The sequence below is a fragment of the Lunatimonas lonarensis genome (assembly GCF_000390185.1).
GTDB lineage: Bacteria > Bacteroidota > Bacteroidia > Cytophagales > Cyclobacteriaceae > Lunatimonas > Lunatimonas lonarensis.
Genome location: NZ_AQHR01000087.1, coordinates 1 through 4,455, shown reverse-complemented (window position 1 = coordinate 4,455; position 4,455 = coordinate 1). Strand labels below are relative to the sequence as shown.

Genomic DNA, 4,455 nt, shown 5'->3' with positions numbered 1-4,455 from the left:
CAAGGGTGCGTTAATCGTTAGCATGGCCTGCTAGGGCTATGCAGACATATGATTCCAAATTCCGGAAGCACTAACGGTGCGACAATCAATCCCACAAATACCTCTCATCATAGTCAATCTTATATTTTTTTAAAAATGCCAAATACTCCTCCTGGAATGTTTTCGTTTTATGGTGCTCGGATTGATTTTCAATATACCTCACCACCACGTCAATTTCGGAAGGATTCACCGAGAAACTTCCATATCCACGCTGCCAATAAAAGTTATGATATTTTTCTCCTTTGGTCTTCATCCACTTGGAGGAATGTGATTTCACTTCTTCGATGAATTTCATCAAAGTGATTTTTCTGGACAAAACGCAAAGTATATGTACATGGTCTTTATAGCCCCCAATTTTCACAGGTTTGAAATCCAAATTTTTACAGATCCCACCAATGTATTGGAATAACTCACACTCAATAAATTCATCAATAAATGGACACCTGTCCTTCGTACTAAAAGTGATATGGCTGTAATTGTAAGCTATAGATTGTGGCATTTTTTATCCCTCTTGTCATCTAAAAAACAACTCTTACTGTGGTAAAATTAAAAAAAGTATTGAATACCAAGAAGCTTTATTGTATTGCTTTCAGAGTGGACAGGAGCTCAAATTGAGCTAAGCATAGGCAGCAGGGTCGCCGAAAGAATGTGCGGCCGCCTTAGGGATCTTCTCAGCCGGCCTTTTCTTATGGCTGAGACCTGGAGATTTTCCAAAGCAGGGGTGTTGCCACTGACTGTTGATTCCGCGCCTTTGGCGCTTGGGTGGCGTATTCGCATGTTTCCTTGGGCGTTGCCCAAGGCTATTGATTTGGCACCTTTGGTGCTGGTAATCGAATAAGCACCTACGGTGGTACCGGCACTAACCTAGCCAACACGTCTATGGAATCATTCGGCCACCTCTGCAAAAGCGCCAAGGGTGCGGTAGTTACTTTTTTTCGTCGTTGGGACACCCATTTTAATTTCGGTTATTAAAATTGACCTGATACCTTTTTTCGTCAAGGCTCTTGATGGTTTGATGTGACCCGTTAAAGTGTATATTGGATAAAAACCACATGCTCACGGTATCTACCGCCTTGCAGATTTTGGCGTGAAGAAATCCGGGCAGTGCGGTGGCAAAGGCAGAGGCATGTCTGACGAGGTTTTTGGGTCATAAATCCATTTTGTAGTACATGGACTTTCCAAAAACCGAGGAGTTTGCCTATGCGCGGGCTGAGCACGGATTTTAGCCAAGAGATGCACAGCGGCGGGGTTTTTTGGTTACTTTTTTGACCTGTAGCAAAAAAGTAACAAGGATTCAATATAGGTAAAGTTGGTTAGGTGAAGGCAAACGGCTTCTACACCTGTTCACATAGAAACTACCTGAAAAGCTTACCTTTTGTCTTCATCTTACCACAGGGGTTTTCATGCCTGTCCACGACTCAAAATAGCGACAAAAATGACTGGAACATCCAAATTTTTACAGATCCCTCCAATGTATTGGAATAACTCACACTCAATAAATTCATCAATAAATGGATGTCTGTCCTTCGTACTAAAAGTGATATGGCTGTAATTGTAAGCTATAGATTGTGGCATTTTTTATCCCTCTTGTCATCTAAAAAACAACTCTTACTGTGGTAAAATTAAAAAAAGTATTGAATACCAAGAAGTTTTATTGCGTGGCTTTCGGAGTGGACAGGAGCTCAAATTGACCTAAGCATAGGCAGCAGGGTCGCCGAAAGAATGTGTGGCCGCCTTAGGGATCTTCTCAGCCGGCCTTTTCTTATGGCTGAGACCTGGAGATTTTCCAAAGCAGGGGTGTTGCCACTGGCTGTTGATTCCGCGCCTTTGGCGCTTGGGTGGCGTAGTCGCATGTTTCCTTGGGCCTTGCCCAAGGCTAATAATTTTGCACCTTTGGTGCTGATAATTGAATAAGTACCCACGGCGGTATCGGCACTAACCTAGCCAACACCTCTATGGAATCATTCGGCCACCTCTGCAAAAGCACCAAGGGTGCGTTAATCATTAGCATGGCCTGCTAGGGCTATGCTAACATGTCCTCCCAATCCCCGCAAGCACCAACGGTGCGACAATCAATCCCACAAATATCTCTCATCATAGTCAATCTGATATTTTTTCAAAAAAGCCAAATATTCCTCCTGAAAGCTTTTCTTTCTATGGTGCCGGCTAGGGGATCTTCTCAGCCGGCTATTTTCTTAGGGAAAATTAGGTCTCTTCATTAGGTCTCTTCATAATATACCGCATCCACAAGGCCCGAAGAATAAACAACACCGAGGCCATTACCATGGCCCATTTGGTACAGGTGACAAATCCCACGGCACTGGCGATCAGTCGGTACTCTTCCGGGTATTGCGACAGCAAAAAGATCAGCGTGCCGTTTTCCAGGTAGTCCACAGGAAGAATCCATAAAGGTAAGTAGGCCCAACCCGCGTGTTTGCTCAGCCGGAAAATGCCAAAGGCCAACATCAGGCAATAGAATACAGGGTATACAAAGTCCAGGAGGAGGGTACCTCGGATGTACATGTTCCGGTACTCTGTCCCGTAATTCCCGATGATGGCATAGGCTTCCTCGCCGGTGTAGAACAGGAAGGTGTCCAGAATAGGCTCCGGAAAATCCCGGAAAAACCATACCAGGGCGAGGTTATTCAGGATGGTCAGGGCAACCAACAGCAACAGGTTGGAGCGGGTGGCGTAGGAGGAGAAAAACCGGTGCATCTTTATCGTTGGTTATACTATTAAAACACAGGAAGCGAAGAAAAAAAATCGGATATTCGGTGTCAATTCCTAAAAGATATAAACAAAACCCCCATTACTGTACGAACGGGGGTTTTTTTCGGGTTTAACCCTCTTCTTACCAGGTTATTATGATCAATTATCACATGCTTTATCTCTGTCTTAACATTGTCGACACGGATTCCGATATAATAAACAATGCTATTCTACAATCTAACGGGTATGTTCGTGCTTCTCTTCTTTCTCCTACCCATTCTCTTTATTTAAAACCTACCAAATCTATAGGATTTTGGTATTGGATTTGCCCGGTAGGGTCTTATTTCGAAGCACAAAATAGATGAGCCATGCACCGCAAACGATGGCCAGGCCAGTACTCAAAAGCAGAAAAGCAGTAAAGGAATAATGAAACCGCCACGCTTGTTCAGTACCCAGTAACGGCTTGAATCGGAGAAAGGTAAAGCCTGCCCAGCCGATCAGCGCAATGAGTGGAATTATTGAGAGGATTGCCCCAGCTCCTTTTTTTGAGAATTGATTTTTCATCTGTTTATAATTTGTTCTTTAGCGGTCAGATGGAATCTCGCACGAATTCCCGATAGCTATCGGGGCGGCCCTCCGTGTGTCGCTTGCGTCGTGCTCGATTTCATGATAAGTTAGTATTTTATTCACAATACGAAGACGCCCCAAGTAAAGCTCCTCCAATTCCACCAATTACTCCCATTGCAACACACCCTGAGACTACTCCTACTCCATTTCCAATTCCTGGAGCTACTGTACCTACAGCGCCCCCAACTAGAGCACCTGTCGCGCAGCCCCCTATACCGCCCGTTATTCCGCTGCCCAACACTCCTGCCGCACATTTGCCCCAACATGACCACCAGCCATTACAAGTTGCTGATGTACCCAAAGCGTTATTGGTCGATTCCATCCAATTTACGAAAGAATTCATAAAATTTATGTTTTCTACAACTAAATCTTTTTCCATTTGGGACATTCTCGATCCATCTGTCGATATTTTTAGTTTACTTAATGTTTCTATGTAAATCTGATGGGTAGAATGGGAGGCAGCGTCAGTAAGAGCTCTTGAAATTTGAACATACTCATCTGAGGGTCTAAAGTTGGTGCGAAGAGTGGGCTGAGAAGATCCTAAAGAATATACTCTTGCTCCCAATTCGTGGAGATTCTCGATGTATTTATGCGATAATTCTTCTTTAGATAGTGTCATATCTGACGCTAAATACTCATAAAGAGTACGCTCTAATGATTTTAAAATCTTTTCATTTTGTTCTAGATCAGCCTTAAAGTGGGAAGTAGTTGAGTTGTCGACGTTGTCAATACAAGACACATTTCCCAAAATACCACCAACGAGTAAAAGAAAGTAGGTTATCTTTTTCATAGTCTTATAATTTTAGGTAAACGTTATAAATTATTTTGATTAAGATTTATAAAGCAAAAAAAAGCATGTACACTGAAATTTCATTTCAGTGGGGGGAATTAATTTCTAAGTTTTCTGTCGTCGACAAGCTTAAGCAGTCAGCCCACTCCTTTCATCGCTGTGGTAGAGTTTATCGGACATGTAACTGGGTAGCGCGGGAGATGCTATTCTTTTATTGTGTCATCATCCTTGAGTTACACTTGAGGCTTTAACCCACATTGCGTCCTTTCCCGGTTAAAGGAGATATTTTG

General features: G+C 43.1%; 5 protein-coding genes. 1 reads left to right on the top strand and 4 read right to left on the bottom strand.

Translation table 11 applies throughout. The features are described from left to right. Window positions 1-85: 85 nt before the first annotated feature. Window positions 86-538: an IS200/IS605 family transposase gene (tnpA, locus tag ADIS_RS14340; protein WP_035806185.1), complete on the bottom strand. Its 453-nt coding sequence runs from the start codon at window positions 536-538 to the stop codon at window positions 86-88. Between the two features lie 189 nt (window positions 539-727). On the opposite strand from tnpA, the gene ADIS_RS23265 reads away from it, so the two are divergent. Then, the gene (locus ADIS_RS23265) at window positions 728-877 is read left to right on the top strand and encodes a hypothetical protein (protein WP_010855299.1); all 150 of its coding nucleotides are present in this window, start codon (window positions 728-730) and stop codon (window positions 875-877) included. A 1,367-nt stretch (window positions 878-2,244) separates the two neighbouring features. On the opposite strand, the gene ADIS_RS14325 is transcribed toward ADIS_RS23265, so the two are convergent. The 3 genes from ADIS_RS14325 to ADIS_RS23260 all read right to left on the bottom strand — a co-directional run bounded on the left by ADIS_RS14325 (window position 2,245) and on the right by ADIS_RS23260 (window position 4,165). Next, window positions 2,245-2,754: a hypothetical protein gene (locus ADIS_RS14325; protein WP_010855295.1), complete on the bottom strand. Its 510-nt coding sequence runs from the start codon at window positions 2,752-2,754 to the stop codon at window positions 2,245-2,247. 297 nt (window positions 2,755-3,051) lie between these two features. Then, entirely contained in the window at window positions 3,052-3,312 is a 261-nt protein-coding gene (locus tag ADIS_RS14320) for a hypothetical protein (RefSeq protein ID WP_010855294.1), read from the bottom strand. Between the two features lie 118 nt (window positions 3,313-3,430). Further along, entirely contained in the window at window positions 3,431-4,165 is a 735-nt protein-coding gene (locus ADIS_RS23260) for a hypothetical protein (RefSeq protein WP_010855293.1), read from the bottom strand. Between the last annotated feature and the right edge of the window lie 290 nt (window positions 4,166-4,455).